Below are 15038 nucleotides of genomic sequence, written 5' to 3' on the forward strand. Positions count from 1 at the left end.
AGTAAGCCATGTCGATTTCCTTTCTTATGTGTTTGGTCGTACTTACATCATAACGGAAATCACTGGCTTTTTGTGTATACAAAAATAGTGCTGATGATTTCTCACCAACACTAAAAATTATAGAACCGCTTTTTCTGATGGTTAAACAATTACATTCACTAGCCAAAATACTAAGAAAAAACAGACCGTGTCCACGATTTCTTTTCTTCTACAAAATTTCAAAATGGTTATTTACACCGCTTTGAGTAGCTCAGCGACTTGTTTTCCATAGCGGTATCAAGGGCAATCCACGCAGCTTCTCTGATAATGAGCCAAGCGAATTAGACAGAGCCTAGCCGTTTGATCTGGAAAAGCTTGAACGCCACGATCATCTATAGAGTTTTGAAAGCAACCACCGCCTTAGAAAACAATCAGCTGAACGAAGCAGAAAGAGCGGTAAATCAACGCTAAATTGATAACAGAACAAAACGCTCTTGAAAGTTGCCATCGCAAGCTTCAAGAGCGTTTTAAATATTTTATATAATTTAACGAAATTCACAAGATAAATCATGATCATTGATGATTCCAATTGCTTGTAAATAAGAGTAAATGGTGACAGAACCAATAAATTTGAAACCACGTTTTTTCATATCTTTGGTCACACGATCACTTAACTCACTGGAAGTCGGACGCTCATCTGTTTCATTGAGAAGCGTTTCGCCAGCTGTAAACGACCAAATATAAGTATCAAACTGCCCAAACTCGGCTTGAACTTTAAGAAAAGCCTGAGCGTTAGCGATGGTCGCTAGTATTTTGCCACGGTGTCGAATGATGTTGGCGTTGTTGCTCAGTTCTTCGACTTTTACGTCATCATATTGCGCAATCTTGTGGTAGTCAAATTGATCAAAAGCTTCCGCAAAATACGTTTGCTTCGATAAAACTAACTGCCAAGAAAGCCCAACATGAAAAGATTCTAACACTAGCCATTTAAAAAGTTCAAGGTCATCATGTTCCGGTTTGCCCCAAACAGTATCATGGTAAGCGACGTAGTAATCAGGTTTGCCAGCAATCCATTGGCAACGTTGTGGTTCAATTGACATAAAGTGAGCACCTACTTTCTAGTAAAGCTTCGAAACTTGCAGGATCGAATAAATTGCCAGACTAATCATACAGATAAAATTAATTTCCTTGGTCAGAATGAAAAAGGCCAAATATTCGCGTACTACTGAGTATCCCCAAGAAAATACCGACGAACGTGCGCCTTTCATTTCAATCTGCACTTGATTTTGCCAAGCAAAAAAGTGCGTCCGAATTAAATGGAAAGAACTTGTTACGACTAAGACAGGTTCTGGATTTTGTAGAAGTTGCTTAGTAAAATAAAAATTTTCATCTGTGTTTAAAGCACGATTCTCACACACGATATCTTCTGCTGGAATTCCCTGAGCAAGTAAAAATCCAGCCATCTCTTCAGCTTCCGTTGGACTTTCCGGATCAATACTTCCACCTGTTACAAAAATTTTCGTCGGTTTCTCTTGTGCACGATTTGCCAAATAGTTATTAACCGCTAACTCCAAACGCTCTCTTAAAGTCTCACTCAATACACCTTCATCATCAATCTTGGCACCTAACACAATAATTTCAGTATAATTATTTTTCTTCGGCCAGAATTTCAGAATTAAATTCAATAACACATAGCTAATAAAGGTCGCAATCAAATACATGGCAATGTAAACGTACATGCCCATAAAACGAATAATTTCTAAATAACCATGTTGCAGTATCATCCAGACGGTGTAGGCGGTGAAAGCCAGCACTACACCAACAATTACCACACTTATTGCATAACGAAACGGATTACCATTCCGATGCTGCATCGTTTTCTGCATCACCAATAAGGCAAATAATAACAGAAAGAAGGGAATGACCACGGTCATAAAAGCCCCTGATAAATAGAAAAAATAGCGAATCATAAAGATAGGGGTCAAAGAACCATATTCAAAAATTGCAAACAATAAACTTGTGATACCATATAAAGCAAATACGACCGGCTGTAAATAGACCTGCTTAAGACGGATTGCCAATAACATCAAGGCAAATAAAGCCACAGCAACTAGATAGAATATAAAATCCCCCCCAATCTATTGAAAACAAGCGACATTCAGACCCAATGAGTCTTAAATCTCGTGATAAGCTTGATAAACCACTTGCTTTTTCACATCACGTAATTTAGCGACATGCTTAATGGCATCTTTCGCTGACATGGCTTCTTCCTCGATAAAGTACAGCACCTGCTCTTTATACGGTTGCTCCGCCAAGCCATCGATTTCAGCGTTTGTGCCCATTGCGTCAGCTAATTGACCGCCTTCAATCATCAAGACAATTTCACCTTTTAAGGTAGTTTCATCGAGATAAGCAACTAACTCAGCGGCTGTGCCACGTAAATATTCTTCATAGCGTTTGGTTAACTCTCGGGCAATCACTACTTGTACACTAGCGCCGAGTTCTTTATGAATCGCTTGGATAGCCTTTTTAATTCGAAATGGCGACTCGTAAAAGATCGCTGTTTCCATACGACTCCCTACTAAGTTTAAAACTGCCTTTTGTTCTTTGCTTGCGCGAGGGAAGAAACCATAGTAGGTAAAGGTTTCACTCGATAAACCAGAAGCAATTAGAGCCGTTAAAGCAGCATTCGCTCCTGGCAAGGCAATCACTGAAATTTCTGCCTGCATACAAGCTTGCACCAAAGGATGCCCTGGATCATTAATTAATGGCAAACCAGCATCTGAAACTAAGGCTAAGTCCGATCCCGTTTCCAATAATTCAATCAACTCATCCACTTCATGTGGACGACTGTGCTCATGAAAACTACGCATCTTTGTGTCAATTTCAAAATGATTGAACAGTTTAATTGTGTGGCGAGTATCTTCTGCCAATACTAAGGAGACGCTTTTAAGTGTATTAATCGCGCGAAAGGTCATATCTTCTAAATTACCGATGGGTGTCGGCACCAGATATAAACGTCCTTTAGTTGTATCGACTGACTGATTAAAACTTGATTGTATTTGCATGGCGTCTACCTCCTTATGTTTAATTATCTAAATTTCTTCGGTTTCATTTGTTATTGTTGGATTAACTATCGTTGCTTCTTCTGGAATACGATTCACCAGTACAAAACCATTGCTTTTAACATCCGCAACCCCTTGTTCAAGTAAGAAAGCTTCTTTAGCAGAACGACTCAAGCGTTTAAAGTGGTACTCAGCCGACATCGCTAAAGATTTCGTGCTCCACTTTTCAGCATAAATCATTTTAAGTGGCTGACGCTTACGAACCCGTGTATATTTAGCACCTTTACCAGCATTATGAGTGGCTAAGCGCGCTGTTAAATCCGTTGTAAAGCCGCCATAAAGCGTCTGATCAGCACAATATAACACATAAAAGTAAAATTGCTTATCTTTGCTAGCCAAAATAAATCGCCTGCATCTCTTCCGTATATTCATTCTCTTCAGTATGCACAATGATTGGCGGCTCAATCTTGACACCTTGGCGCCCGCCACGATAAATCGCTTCAACTAAAATAGCATTCGCATTCTGACTAACTTTAGGATGAACAAAACGAATTCGATGAATCGAAAACTGATGCTTCAATAAAGTCTCCGTAATATCATCTAAACGATCCGGACGATGAACGAAGTACAACTTCCCTTTCTCACGAATTAACACTGAAGCTTTGTAAATCCACTGATCTAACGTTAAAGTCACTTCATGGCGAGCCATCGCATGACTGGTTAAACGATGTTGATCCTTCGTACGATCCACCGCAAAATAAGGAGGATTACAGCTAATAATATCAAATAATTGCTTAGGTTTCGTTAAGTCATTAATATCGGCTTCCATGATCTCGATTTGATCCGTCAACTGATTCAATTGGACACTGCGTCGCGCCATATCCACTAGCTCACTTTGCAGTTCAACGCCCACAAGTGGCCTTGTAGTTCGATAACTCAACAAAAGCGGAACAACACCATTTCCAGTACAAAAATCAATATAACGAAAAGCCCGGCGCTCTGGCAAAGTGATAAAATCTGCTAATAAAATAGCATCCACTGAGAAAGCAAAATAATCCGGGCTTTGAATAATTTTGAGATCTTCGCGGATAAACGTATCAACTCGTTCATTCGGATGAACGAGCTGCGCGAATGAGTCATTTAACATGAATTAATTTCTCTCCTTAAAACTGGCTTTAATTGCCTCGTTGATGACCAACACAATTTAATTGTGGTCTAAACCATCCAAAACACCTTGGCAGAACATACATTCCTCATCAGGATAACGTTGGGAGCCAAAATATGGATGACAAACATGAATGCCTTCATCATAAAAAGTTTGTAGACGATCTTTACCACTTGCATTATCATCAGTGACTGCTTCCATTTGCTCAGCAGTCGATTGTTCTTCATTATTAGTCGCTGGCGTTTGGTAGTTCTGACTGACCAAACTCATCAATTCGTGATTACGCATACGCAAACGGTTATTTTCTTCCATTAGTTCATTCAAGGCACCTGAAAGTCGGGCCACAGTTTCACTTAATTGGATGAGCTGCTCGGATGAATGATCGAGTAGTTGCTTAATATCTTGATAGTCCATGCGCACTCCTCCTGTCTTAATTGTTCTAATTACTTTATCTAACCTGCTTGTTAGCGCCACTGACATAGCTTAATCGCTAAACGCTCAAAAGCTAATTGCGGACTAACATTGGCACTGACGCGTTGTTTAACTTCAAATAATGTTTGGTTCACATTCAATAAGTGTGTGATTGCGAGCGAATGTTGGGCCAATAACTGTTGAACAAACTTCGCTTGAATCCCTACTTTCGGAGATTCCGTTGAATTTGAAGCAGTTAATTGACGAACGGTACTGTGGTTCAGCATCAATAAATAATCGATGCTATCGAGAGTTTGTTGAACTGACAAAAAAGGTTTTAGGCGACTTTGAATCACAACAAAAGCCGAACGGTTACCCGTCGCCAACAAATTGTAAAATTGATTCAATGCCAAGAACCAGTTTTGAATGTCATTTTCATCATAATCCTCTACCAAACGCTCAACCGTTTCACTTGAAAAGCGAGCGATGATTTGGGCATGGGCACTCGTCACCCCTTGATTTTGTAACTGTTCGATAATAAAGGCCTGATCGTCTGGTTGGAAATGGATTTGCTGCACACGCGAGCGAATAGTGGGAAGTAATTGTTCAGCCTCTTTCGCAAGTAAAAACATATGCACATTTGCAACAGGCTCTTCAAGGAATGTTAACAAGGCATTAGCTGCTGATGGATTCATACTCTCAGCCGCTTCAATCACTGCGATCTTAAACAGCCCTTCCACCGGACTTTTAACTAACCAATCTTTCAATTCACGAATTTGATCCACTCGGACTGACTTACCGTCGGGTTCAATTGTCAGAATATCTGGATACTGGTCAGCGGATATTCGTTCACACACTTCACAATTTTGACAAGCCTGTCCCTTTTCCGCGAAAGATGGGCATGCCAAAGCCTGACCAACACTTTTGACGACTGCTCGCTTGCCGGGTAGATCGTCGCCCGTAAATAAATAACCGTGCGAAAGCTGCCTTTGGGCAATCAAGTTATTGAAATAAGTTTGGAATTGTTCAGTTTGTTGATTCATGTTTCAAACACCTACGTATCTTTTTGAGATGAAAGCTTGTTCAAATCAGGTTTCATTCACCTGACTCGAACAAGCTCATGCCGTTAATATTGATAAAATTGCTCTACTTCTAATACAATCACCAGTGCGCCTCCGACCACAATTTCTAATGCTTGGGTACGGTGTTTCGCAAATTTTGCTGTTCGCGTTTGGGGTTCTTCCACAAATTCTTCACGCGCCTGCGTATTGTCGCGAATCAAGGCTAACAAGTCCTCTAGTTTTGCATCTTCAATTCCAATCAGAAAACTGACCGTTCCTTCACGCATAAAACTAGCTGAAGACTTCAATTTGGTACTTCGGAAATTCCCTTCTACCAAAGCCCGATTCAATTGATTTCGATCGATTGTGTGTACAACCGCAATGACTAGCTTCATAAAATCCCTTCTTCACTTTGACAAAGTTACCGACAAGGGGCTTAGCTACCTAGAGTTTGAACAAATTGCCCTAAACGCTCGGCAATTAAAATTGATGGAAACTGTCAATTGGTAAGACGAACACAGTCGCTCCACCCACTTCAACGCGAATTGGATAAGAAGCTGAAATATCTAAACTAACATCCAAATGGATTGGGGATGAAATATATTGTTCACGTGATTCTGAACAACTCTTAATAATATCTAACACTTCATCAACAAGATGATCTTCTACCCCTAGTAAAAAGGTTGTGTTGCCGGAACGTAAAAAACCACCTGTACTACTCAACTTTGTTGCACGAATATTGGCTTCTAAAAAGGCATTACTTAAAATATTCTGATCTTGATCTTGGACAATTGCGATAACTAATTTCATCTTAATCCCTCCTGTTTGGTTGTTCATCGTTAAATCATTTGTTTTTCTTTCAAAATATGATAGATTTTTTCAGTGATTTCATCGATTGTTTGAGTACCATCCACTAAGACAATGCGGTCTGAGCTTGCTTCGAAAGAAAGAAACGCATCTCGAACCAAATTATGGAAAGAAACACCTTCTCGGTCTAAACGATCATACTGTCGCTGACCTTTAGCCTGATTAATTCTTTCTAAACCAATTTCCGCTGGTACATCAATTAAAATAGTCAAATCTGGTAAATGATTATCAATCGCAAACTGATTGATTTCCCAAATTAAATCCGTCGGTATATTGCGCGCTACCCCTTGATAAGCTAGCGAGCTATCCACGAATCGATCACAAATCACTAATTTACCTGCTTCAAGAGCCGGCAATATTTTTTCAACGAGATGTTGACGACGAGCAGCCGCGAATAATAAAGCCTCCGTGCGCGCATCCATCTCAGTATTCTCTACATCTAGAATGACATTGCGAATCTGTTCTGAGATTTTAATCCCACCAGGTTCACGTGTCGTCATGAAGTCCGTTATGCCATCAGCCTCTAATTTTGCAACTAATGCTTTAACAACGCTTGTTTTACCAGCGCCATCTGGACCTTCAATCGAAATAAATTTCCCGTAAGTCATGGTCTATCCTTTCAAAATACTTCTCAGAATCCTCTCGCGAATTATAACTCGCGGCGTCCCTCAATAGCGCGGAACAAGGTCATCTCATCAGCATATTCTATATCACTCCCTACTGACAAACCGTGCGCTAAACGCGTCACTTTAATACCAGCGGGTTTGATTAAACGAGACAAGTAAGTAGCCGTCGCTTCACCTTCAGCAGTCGCATTGGTCGCGATAATCACTTCTTGAATTGTGTCGTCTTGTAATCTTTTAATTAATGGTGCAATATTTAAATCTTCTGGTCCCGTTCCTTCTAAAGGTGACAGTACGCCATGCAAGACATGATATAGACCATGATATTCTTGCATACGGTCAAAAGATGCGACATCTCTAGGATCTTCAACGACTAAAACTTGCGAACGATCTCTTTGTGGATCCGCACATACCATACAAGGATCTGTATCGGTAATGTTGCCACACACACTACAATAAGTTAAATCACGTTTAACATTGATTAATGCTTGCGCAAATTCTGTCACGTCCGCTTCATTCATTTCTAAAACATAAAAAGCTAAACGTGCTGCCGTTTTTGCACCAATCCCAGGTAGTTTTGTAAAACTATTCATTAGTTTTGCGATAGGTGCCGGGTATTGCATTCTCTTAAACCCTCTTTTCTACTTGCTTGAATTAGAATGGTAAATTCAAGCCTTTAGTGAATTTACCCATGCGATCTTCTGTTGTTTGATCAACTTTCGATAAAGCTTCGTTCACAGTTGCGATCACTAAATCTTGTAACATTTCAATATCATCTGGATCTACTAAAGCTTCAGCTAATTCGATTTCAAGTACTTCTTTCTTACCAGAGACTTTCACTTTCACTAAATCATTGGAACTCGCTGCAGAGAATTCAGAATTTTGGATAGCGTTTTGCTCTTTTTCCATCTCTTTCTGCATCTTTTGCATTTTCTGCATCATTCCTTGCATGTTACCCATGCCACCCATTCCTCTTGCCATTAACAATTCTCCTTTATATAAAAACAATCTTTTTTAGATACTTTCATTTTAGCATATCCATAGGTAAATAACCAAAGTATGTTGTATCTTATCCACCTAAATCATGTTGAAATCTCGCGACTTTGTACGAGCCAGAGCGAGCCAATTCGCTTACCTCGTAGTTTGTTAATTTTTCATTGGATTCTTATTTTGGCATGTTTGTTTAACTTTATTCTCATTTAAAGTTTGACTAACTGCCTTTAACCTTTTAAACTTAAGCATTATGACCACATTCGTCTGACGACGATATGTAGAAGGAGCAAGTCAATGTTAAAAATTATGTTATTTGGTGTCCGCGATGAAGAAATTCCAATTATTAAAGCTTGGTCGACCCGCAATGAGGTTCAAGTTGATTACACAGAGCTTAATTTAACGCCTGAAACTATCGAAATGGCCAAAGGCTACGATGGCGTGACGATTTCACAAGTCGCTGATTTGGACGTAAGCCTTTATCCTACACTTGCAAGTTATGGAATCAAACAAATCGCTCAAAGAAGTGCTGGTTTTGAAATGCATGACTTAACATCAGCCACAGAAAATGGCCTCATTATTTCAAATGTTCCAAGCTATTCACCAGAATCTATTGCCGAATATGCGGTAACTGCAGCTTTAAATTTGGTACGTAAAACAGATTTAATCCGCGAAAAAGTGGCTGAACAAGATTTCCGTTGGATGCCCGCTATCCGAGCACGTGTTGTTAAAGAAATGACCGTCGCAATTATTGGTGTTGGTCGCATCGGCTCAAGAGTGGCCAACATCTACCGTGGCTTTGGTGCGAATGTAGTCGCTTATGATATTGCTCCACGTGAAGAGTTTGAGTCTCTGGTCGCATATCAAGAATCAGCTGAAGCCGCAATTTCTCAAGCTGATATTGTTACCATCCACATGCCAGCAACGGATGTAAACTATCATCAATTCTCGCTGGATTTATTCAAGCAATTTAAATCTGGCGCTATTTTAGTCAATACTGCACGTGGTCCAATTGTGCACACTGAAGATCTATTCCAAGCTTTAGAGGAAGGCTATATTGCTGGCGCTGCTTTGGATGTATATGAAGGCGAAGCACCTTATGTGCCGGTTGATTGGCGTGGTCGTGATATCACTGATCCAGTTTACCAACAGTTGGTGAAACACCCTCAAATTATTTACACGCCTCATACGGCTTACTATACAGATACTGCTGTACAGAATTTAATTGATATTCCATTGGATGCGACATTATCTGTCATTCAAACGGGCGATACGGATGTACGTGTAAATTAGTAGTTTTTTAGAAATATTCTGTTAATGTTTGGTTAAGTTTATGGTCCTTTAGTGCGTTACTTTTGCTTAAGTTGGGCGTGTTGTTTTACGCTTAAAGTAAGCAAAAGGAGTGATAAAAATGAATGACTTATTTGTTTATGACCGTTACAAGACAGTGAGTGAAGCCGAGGTGGCTGCTGAGCAATTACTTGCTTTAGGTGTGCCACGACAAGTGATTGCCTTGGGGGCTGAACGTGATTTAAGTCATGAGACAGCTCAGGATTTCGCTTTACTAAAACGAGAGGATTTCCAGGAAGCGGATGAACATTCTGCAAGTGGTTTATGGGATCGAATCATGAATTTCTTCCAATCGGAGGATGAGTCGAGTACTGACGCGGCGGATATTGAAGTTGCTGGCTACCGTTCTGCTCTTGCTTTAGGGGACGTTTTGTTGTTAGTCGAAGAAGAGTATCGCGGGATTATTGAACACACTATCGCGACAGACGAATTAGATGGCGGGGACAAGGGGATACCGACCGAAGCGGATGAACGCATATCTCAAGGACGTAGCTTTTCGAGTGAGGATTTAAATTTCCATCAACCAACGGATATTGAGATACCTCATGATGAGTGGTCAAATGAAGATGACCATAAAGGAGCATATTAGATAAGTTTTTTTATGGGCATTGAGATTATGAATTAAGAAAATCTTAGTGAGTCGGCTGGTTAGCTTGTTTAATCGGTCGGCTTATTTTACTTTGGTCTGAGTTTATAGGCTTCCGACGATAGGAGGAAGTTACCGCCTTGGGATTTTGCTTTCAATGTGCTAACTCGGCTTCTGAGTTTGATGATTGAATTGGAATAAAGGAATATTTCCAACATAGACTGGAGGAAACTTTGAAAACCTATACGATGGATGCAGCATAAAACCTATTAAATCAACATAAAACTTATAATAGTCAAAAAGCAACACGCTGTAAGTTAATCGAACTTCACAGCGTGTTGCTTTGTCATATTCTGTCTGTTTATTCTGTAGGGGGTTCCTCGTGAATGATGTTCACACGGTCGCTACCAAATAATTCTAAGGCTTTTGAAATAACTAATGGAACGGCATCTTCCGTTTCAGGTGTATCTGTCTCGCGATTCGCAAAAGCAGGATGACCTTCTGGTGGCATCGCAAATTGCTGGCCGGCTTCTGGATCACTCGCTTCTAAAGATGGATCAACAAAGTTCGTTGGTGATTCATCCGCTGGACCGAATTCAGCTTCAATTGCGCGCGTTTCATCATTCGCTTGAGCAGTTTGTTGAGCCTCAAAAGCGTTGTGGGCAGCTTGAACAATGTTCTCCGTTGCAGCTCGCATTGTCGGAACAGTTTGAGTTTCTTCCGTTACAACAGTTGAGTCTGTATTTGTTGAACTTTCTTCACGTGTTTCAGACGTCTGTGGCTGTTCTGCTTGGGCAGTCTCTGATGAAGCCACTTGAGTGTCAGACTGTTTTACGCTGTCGCTTTCAGACACTTGCGTGTTTTCAGCTGCGGATTCTTTCACTGCTGAGTGATTATCAACTGTCACAGCTTCTGATGTCGTTTGTTCCGCTACCACTTGAACTTCTTGTTCTTCCTCTTGTTCTTCTTCGGTATCTTCAATCACAACAGGTTGACCGCCATTACGGTCATGCAATAGTTTATAGTTTTGACGCTCTTGCGGCCACTCACTTGCTAAAATAAAGGCTAATTTCGTTGATTCGCCCATTTTTTCACTGGCGATGTTCTCTAGCATTTGTTTTAACATCGGATCATTTTGAACCAAGCCACACATCTGACGATTGTCAAAGCTAATCAAGGTGTGATTAGGTCCGGCAGCTAGGGGTTGAGTGCCAATTAATCTTGCACGTTGTTGGGGTGTTAATTCATTTAAAATGACTGGCCAATGTTGCTTCATAGACACAATATGCTGACGTGTTGCCACGTTCAAGACATTATATACTTCTTGCAAAAGAAGGCGGTAGGCTGTTCCAGGACTCTTAGGTCGCGGTCTTGGCACTAAAGGTTCTTCTTTTTTAGCTGCGACTTGCTTGCCGGCTGAGTCACCTTCATTTAGAGGCGCAACCTTTAGACGATCAGACGGGCTTTGACGACTTAAATCGTCAAGTTTAGTTTCCTGCCCTTTCAGTTGTTGGAAGACTTGTGATAACTGCTCTTCTAGTTCAGCAATCTTTTGACGCAAGGCTTGAACACTCGCATCATCTGCTGGCGTTCCCGCAGAACCGCCAGCCCCAGCAGTCACTTGTAGACTTGGCTGTTCAACTAATTGCACGGTCATGACTTCTAAGTATAAGTCTGGCTGATTTGAAAAGCGCATCTGGTTTTGAGCTTCGTTTAAACCATCAATCAACGTATAGTAGAAACTTGCTGGCACCACATCCAGTAAGGGTTGCAATTCAGCTTCACTCAATAATGTTTTATTGGCCGATGAATGCATCGTCAACAGCACATCACGACTAAATAAAATCAACTCTTCAATAAAACGACTAGCTTGCTTGCCGGCTTGTAATTGCTCTTCCAGAATCCCCAACGCCACTTCAACTTCACGTTGATATAATGCCACAATATACTGCACATAAGTTATCTGATCGAAACTGCCCGATACTTGCAAAGCCGTCGCAACCGTCACTTCTTCATTATTGAAGGATAAAGACTGGTCTAATAAACTTAGACTATCACGCATTCCACCATTAGAAGCACGGGCAATAATCGCCAAAGCTTCCTCTTCATAATCCACTTGATACTCATCAAGAATATGACTCATGTGCGCAATAATATCACGGTCACGCAAACGCTGAAAATCGAAACGCTGGGTACGCGACATAATTGTAGCCGGAATTTTATGCGGTTCTGTCGTTGCCAGAATAAATAAAACTTGTGCTGGCGGTTCCTCTAACGTTTTTAACAGCGCGTTGAACGCACCGGTTGTCAACATATGGACCTCGTCAATGATATAAACTTTATAGGCCGCTTGCGTTGGTGCATAACGTACTTTGTCACGTAAATCACGGATTTCCTCGACCCCGTTATTACTTGCCGCATCAATCTCAATCACATCTGCGACTTGGCCGGCCGTAATCCCTTGGCAAATTTCACACTCATTACATGGATTCCCATCGACTTGGTGTGGACAGTTGACCGCTTTAGATAATATTTTGGCTGCACTGGTTTTCCCTGTACCGCGCGGACCCGTAAACAAATAAGCATGACTCAACTGCTCATTTTCAATCGCATTCTTTAGCGTATCTGCGATCATACTTTGACCCACTAACTGATCAAAATTTTGCGGGCGCCAAACCCGATAAAGTGCTTGATAACTCATGCTTACATCCTCCTGAAAATAAAAACTTGCCCTAATTATAACGAATTTACCGACACATTACCATCACACTGCCAAAATAGGCACGACAAACCAGGTGAAAATTGAAGCACAATAATCGGCTGTGTTATACTATTCTTATTAAGATATCAGGAGGCGTACCATGAAACACACAGACTTTTCCCAATTAAACGGCAGTCCCGCTGATGTTGAGCGTTTGAAACAATTATATGCCCAACACGAACACATGCCTTATGTTTCGCCACAACGTGACTTAGCCTTATGGCTAGACAAAGCTGCAATGACTTCTGGCGAAGCCGTTCCTAAACGCAACATGCAAAAAACAGAAGAAGGTTATTTACCTGGTCATATCATCATTTTATGGCGTGTACAATTTGGCACCTATGATAACCAAACCGTCATTTCTAAATATTTCGAATATGATTACGGCATTGACGCTAAAGCAGATATCGAAAACTTAATCGAAGATGGCTTAGTCGATGTGATGACCGCCAAAGAATCACTGATTTATATGACCGCGCCATTATTGAAAAAATGGTTAAAAGACAAAGAAGTTGCTGGCTACTCTAAATTTAAAAAAGACGAATTAGTAGCAGCTGTGCAAACAGCCTATACCGAAGAGGAAATTGGTCAAAAGTTTGCTTTGCGCGGCTATCGCCTAACAGAGAAAGGCGAGCAAGTTCTCGCCAACAATCAATATGTGATTGATAAGCACCCTAAGAAAAAATTCTAGCAAGAAAAATCTAGAAAGCTACAACAAACAGAAAACGCGATGTCGACTAGTTTAGGTACTAGCGGCATCGCGTTATGATTATTTTTAGGCAAAAAAAATGGCACATGGATTGTTTTAACACTAACGCACACATAACAGCACAATACAATTTGTTGAATTTACGACGATTTGCCAAGATTGACTAACCCACACATAACAGGACGCTACCATTTTATGCTACTTTTATTGCTACTTTTTTAACCGCAAAACAATAGGGCATAGACCGTCTACTTTGACGGTCTTTTGAATTTTCTCTTCCTATTATATAGTGACATTTTGCGCATATCCGACTTTAATAGAAAAGCATATAGTAGTTATGATTCTAAGAAATATCTATATTCCATAGACATACCTTTGCTCCTTACATTCTTAAAGAAATCTACTTCTTTCCCCTCATTATCAACTGCATTTATATTTTCTTTTTCAACTTTCAAAAAATCTTCTATTTCAAAAGGGATTAACAAGGGCTCATTCTGGTGTTTTCCTAAATAATGATTTCCCCATAACCTTACCATTGACGTCATATAAAGTTCAAAGGCGATTGTAACTATAGCTAGCATGTCCTCATCAAAAAACTTTATATTTTTGGTCCAAGTAGCTTGTTTTCCTTTTTCTCTCGTAATACTAATAAATTCAAAGCTTGATCCCCTTGCAGATAGTACTCCATTATCATTTTTTATTTCGAATCCGTTATCATTCTGATTTAGATAAAATCCGTGCTTATAGGTGTTATATTCTTTATTGTCTCTTAAGAAATTTGCTGCATAAACTAGGTATTCTTTTCTTAGATTTAAAATTTGTTCTACAGAATATTGTTTTTTATTTATACTCAATAATTTTACATTTTCTAAACCATGATAGTATGTCTCAGCTATAACTTCATCGTCACTTAATTCTGGTCTCATGTAATTAAATTTATTATTTTGAATTGCTGTAATATTTTTTTGATATTCATCGATACTTAAATTCGCTAGAATCAAGTTTGGACATTCAGAACCGGCTGAATGAGCGATATATAACCGAACAAATGTTTCCATACAGTGAAAAGTATTCATGACAAGTTCTGTTGAAATATAACTCGATAGCAAATGCTTAGAGTATTTATACTGATCATCAGTCTTCAAGCTCATTAATTCAAAGTTAAACAATTCTTTTTGCTTGTCGACATCTAAACGTTTTAAACTGTATAAATGAGAAACTTTCAAGAAAAAGTAGCCATCTAAAAAATAATCATAAAAATCCTTATTAATCTCATAATGCTGACTTTCATCAAAATTATGATTAGGATCGTTTTCTTTTTTCTTTATTTTTTGTAGTTGAGACTTATTTTTTTTCATACATTATCTCCTTTTATACATTTTCCATGTAACAAGAGTCTCGAATAAAATATAGATCCTTTAAGTACAAGGAATTATTTAATCAAGAAGGCTTATTTCAATTAAGAATAATG

17 protein-coding genes are annotated in these 15038 nt (G+C 39.7%); 3 read left to right on the top strand and 14 right to left on the bottom strand.

Annotated features, from left to right (window positions below; all coding sequences use genetic code 11):
* Nucleotides 1-524: 524 nt before the first annotated feature.
* From GF867_RS04995 to GF867_RS05050, 12 genes are all read right to left on the bottom strand, one after another.
* Complete coding sequence (locus GF867_RS04995; RefSeq protein ID WP_153832019.1) at nucleotides 525-1079, bottom strand: DNA-3-methyladenine glycosylase I; 555 nt, start codon at nucleotides 1077-1079, stop codon at nucleotides 525-527.
* A gap of 18 nt (nucleotides 1080-1097) precedes the next feature.
* Nucleotides 1098-2084: a YdcF family protein gene (locus tag GF867_RS14325; protein ID WP_153832020.1), complete on the bottom strand. Its 987-nt coding sequence runs from the start codon at nucleotides 2082-2084 to the stop codon at nucleotides 1098-1100.
* Nucleotides 2085-2153: 69 nt separating this feature from the next.
* Nucleotides 2154-3047, bottom strand: coding sequence for a 16S rRNA (cytidine(1402)-2'-O)-methyltransferase (gene rsmI, locus GF867_RS05005; protein ID WP_153832021.1), 894 nt, complete (start codon nucleotides 3045-3047; stop codon nucleotides 2154-2156).
* A gap of 27 nt (nucleotides 3048-3074) precedes the next feature.
* Nucleotides 3075-3476 carry a GIY-YIG nuclease family protein gene (locus GF867_RS05010; protein WP_153832022.1) on the bottom strand — a complete coding sequence of 134 codons (402 nt, stop codon included), beginning with the start codon at nucleotides 3474-3476 and terminating at the stop codon, nucleotides 3075-3077.
* Nucleotides 3436-4191: a tRNA1(Val) (adenine(37)-N6)-methyltransferase gene (locus GF867_RS05015; protein ID WP_153832023.1), complete on the bottom strand. Its 756-nt coding sequence runs from the start codon at nucleotides 4189-4191 to the stop codon at nucleotides 3436-3438. Before GF867_RS05015 ends, GF867_RS05010 begins: the two co-directional genes overlap by 41 nt.
* 57 nt (nucleotides 4192-4248) lie before the next feature.
* Nucleotides 4249-4623 (bottom strand): initiation-control protein YabA, encoded by a 375-nt coding sequence (locus tag GF867_RS05020; protein WP_172973963.1) that lies wholly within the window; start codon nucleotides 4621-4623, stop codon nucleotides 4249-4251.
* A 50-nt stretch (nucleotides 4624-4673) separates the two neighbouring features.
* Nucleotides 4674-5663: a DNA polymerase III delta subunit-related protein gene (locus tag GF867_RS05025; RefSeq protein ID WP_153832025.1), complete on the bottom strand. Its 990-nt coding sequence runs from the start codon at nucleotides 5661-5663 to the stop codon at nucleotides 4674-4676.
* 83 nt (nucleotides 5664-5746) lie between these two features.
* Entirely contained in the window at nucleotides 5747-6076 is a 330-nt protein-coding gene (locus GF867_RS05030; protein ID WP_153832026.1) for a cyclic-di-AMP receptor, read from the bottom strand.
* Nucleotides 6077-6161: 85 nt separating this feature from the next.
* A complete protein-coding gene (gene darA, locus GF867_RS05035; RefSeq protein WP_153832027.1) occupies nucleotides 6162-6491 on the bottom strand; it encodes a cyclic di-AMP receptor DarA in 330 nt (109 codons plus the stop codon).
* Nucleotides 6492-6520: 29 nt separating this feature from the next.
* On the bottom strand, nucleotides 6521-7156 hold the full coding sequence (gene tmk, locus GF867_RS05040) for a dTMP kinase (RefSeq protein ID WP_153832028.1): 636 nt from the start codon (nucleotides 7154-7156) through the stop codon (nucleotides 6521-6523).
* A gap of 41 nt (nucleotides 7157-7197) precedes the next feature.
* Nucleotides 7198-7794 carry a recombination mediator RecR gene (recR, locus tag GF867_RS05045; RefSeq protein ID WP_153832029.1) on the bottom strand — a complete coding sequence of 199 codons (597 nt, stop codon included), beginning with the start codon at nucleotides 7792-7794 and terminating at the stop codon, nucleotides 7198-7200.
* A 31-nt stretch (nucleotides 7795-7825) separates the two neighbouring features.
* Nucleotides 7826-8152 carry a YbaB/EbfC family nucleoid-associated protein gene (locus GF867_RS05050; protein ID WP_253940745.1) on the bottom strand — a complete coding sequence of 109 codons (327 nt, stop codon included), beginning with the start codon at nucleotides 8150-8152 and terminating at the stop codon, nucleotides 7826-7828.
* Between the two features lie 306 nt (nucleotides 8153-8458).
* Between GF867_RS05050 and GF867_RS05055 the strand changes: the two genes are divergently transcribed.
* Nucleotides 8459-9454 carry a D-2-hydroxyacid dehydrogenase gene (locus tag GF867_RS05055; protein WP_153832030.1) on the top strand — a complete coding sequence of 332 codons (996 nt, stop codon included), beginning with the start codon at nucleotides 8459-8461 and terminating at the stop codon, nucleotides 9452-9454.
* Nucleotides 9455-9572: 118 nt separating this feature from the next.
* The gene (locus tag GF867_RS05060) at nucleotides 9573-10100 is read left to right on the top strand and encodes a YdcF family protein (RefSeq protein ID WP_153832031.1); all 528 of its coding nucleotides are present in this window, start codon (nucleotides 9573-9575) and stop codon (nucleotides 10098-10100) included.
* A 358-nt stretch (nucleotides 10101-10458) separates the two neighbouring features.
* Here the strand turns inward: GF867_RS05060 and dnaX are convergent, their stop codons facing one another.
* Complete coding sequence (dnaX, locus tag GF867_RS05065; RefSeq protein WP_153832032.1) at nucleotides 10459-12798, bottom strand: DNA polymerase III subunit gamma/tau; 2340 nt, start codon at nucleotides 12796-12798, stop codon at nucleotides 10459-10461.
* A 160-nt stretch (nucleotides 12799-12958) separates the two neighbouring features.
* Between dnaX and GF867_RS05070 the strand changes: the two genes are divergently transcribed.
* Nucleotides 12959-13549, top strand: a complete 591-nt coding sequence (locus GF867_RS05070) for a hypothetical protein (protein WP_153832033.1) — start codon at nucleotides 12959-12961, stop codon at nucleotides 13547-13549.
* Nucleotides 13550-13902: 353 nt separating this feature from the next.
* On the opposite strand, the gene GF867_RS05075 is transcribed toward GF867_RS05070, so the two are convergent.
* Entirely contained in the window at nucleotides 13903-14925 is a 1023-nt protein-coding gene (locus tag GF867_RS05075) for a hypothetical protein (RefSeq protein ID WP_153832034.1), read from the bottom strand.
* Between the last annotated feature and the right edge of the window lie 113 nt (nucleotides 14926-15038).

It is taken from the genome of Fundicoccus ignavus (assembly GCF_009659375.1).
In the GTDB taxonomy this organism is placed as follows: Bacteria; Bacillota; Bacilli; order Lactobacillales; family Aerococcaceae; genus Fundicoccus; species Fundicoccus ignavus.

Coding starts and splice junctions, on each gene's coding strand:
- GF867_RS04995 (WP_153832019.1), bottom strand. CDS start 1,079: ATGTCAATTGAACCACAACGTTGCCAATGGATTGCTGGCAAACCTGAT.
- rsmI (WP_153832021.1), bottom strand. CDS start 3,047: ATGCAAATACAATCAAGTTTTAATCAGTCAGTCGATACAACTAAAGGA.
- GF867_RS05010 (WP_153832022.1), bottom strand. CDS start 3,476: ATGAATATACGGAAGAGATGCAGGCGATTTATTTTGGCTAGCAAAGAT.
- GF867_RS05015 (WP_153832023.1), bottom strand. CDS start 4,191: ATGTTAAATGACTCATTCGCGCAGCTCGTTCATCCGAATGAACGAGTT.
- GF867_RS05020 (WP_172973963.1), bottom strand. CDS start 4,623: ATGGACTATCAAGATATTAAGCAACTACTCGATCATTCATCCGAGCAG.
- GF867_RS05025 (WP_153832025.1), bottom strand. CDS start 5,663: ATGAATCAACAAACTGAACAATTCCAAACTTATTTCAATAACTTGATT.
- GF867_RS05030 (WP_153832026.1), bottom strand. CDS start 6,076: ATGAAGCTAGTCATTGCGGTTGTACACACAATCGATCGAAATCAATTG.
- darA (WP_153832027.1), bottom strand. CDS start 6,491: ATGAAATTAGTTATCGCAATTGTCCAAGATCAAGATCAGAATATTTTA.
- tmk (WP_153832028.1), bottom strand. CDS start 7,156: ATGACTTACGGGAAATTTATTTCGATTGAAGGTCCAGATGGCGCTGGT.
- recR (WP_153832029.1), bottom strand. CDS start 7,794: ATGCAATACCCGGCACCTATCGCAAAACTAATGAATAGTTTTACAAAA.
- GF867_RS05050 (WP_253940745.1), bottom strand. CDS start 8,152: ATGGCAAGAGGAATGGGTGGCATGGGTAACATGCAAGGAATGATGCAG.
- GF867_RS05055 (WP_153832030.1), top strand. CDS start 8,459: ATGTTAAAAATTATGTTATTTGGTGTCCGCGATGAAGAAATTCCAATT.
- GF867_RS05060 (WP_153832031.1), top strand. CDS start 9,573: ATGAATGACTTATTTGTTTATGACCGTTACAAGACAGTGAGTGAAGCC.
- dnaX (WP_153832032.1), bottom strand. CDS start 12,798: ATGAGTTATCAAGCACTTTATCGGGTTTGGCGCCCGCAAAATTTTGAT.
- GF867_RS05070 (WP_153832033.1), top strand. CDS start 12,959: ATGAAACACACAGACTTTTCCCAATTAAACGGCAGTCCCGCTGATGTT.
- GF867_RS05075 (WP_153832034.1), bottom strand. CDS start 14,925: ATGAAAAAAAATAAGTCTCAACTACAAAAAATAAAGAAAAAAGAAAAC.